The sequence below is a fragment of the Allomuricauda sp. TY007 genome (genome assembly GCF_010468565.1).
Lineage (GTDB): Bacteria > Bacteroidota > Bacteroidia > Flavobacteriales > Flavobacteriaceae > Flagellimonas.
On record NZ_WUEG01000051.1, the window covers coordinates 1 to 634 of the forward strand.

The 634-nt window shown below is 49.7% G+C and carries 1 protein-coding gene; it reads left to right on the forward strand.

The features are described from left to right. On the forward strand, positions 1-634 hold a 634-nt coding region (locus GO009_RS17375; RefSeq protein WP_163627970.1), incomplete at both ends, for an aminotransferase class V-fold PLP-dependent enzyme.

The window sequence follows — 634 nt, forward strand, 5'->3', positions numbered from 1 at the left end:
CCATGCATGCCCATGGAGGGGTCTGTTTTTTTGACTTTGCAGCATCCGCTCCCTATGTGGATATCGATATGCATCCCAATGATCCGGAATGTCGGATGGATGCCATTTTCTTTTCGCCCCATAAATTTCTGGGAGGTCCCGGAGCCTGTGGAATTTTGGTGTTCAACAAAGATCTGTATGGGAATGAAGTGCCCGAGATCCCGGGAGGCGGCAATATGAAATGGACCACGCCCTGGGGAAAACATAGTTTTTTTGAGGATGTGGAGACCAGGGAAGATGGGGGCACACCGGGTATCATCCAGACCATAAAGGCCGCCCTTGCCATACAATTGAAAGAGAAAATGGATACCCGACTCATGGCGATAAAAGAACAAGCATTACTAGGGCTTTTTCGGGATGAGCTCAAGAATCTTGGGGAAATACAATATTTGGGGAATGAGGATGCCCAACGTATCGGCTGTCTGTCCTTTAACCTTAAGGATATCCATTATAACCTGGTGGTCCGTTTGCTCAACGACCGCTTCGGGATCCAGGTCAGGGGAGGGTGGTCGTGCGCAAGCACCTTTGCCCATTATCTTTTCGGGCTGGACCGGGCAAGGTCTTCACAGATCATGGAGGACATTGATGGGAAAGA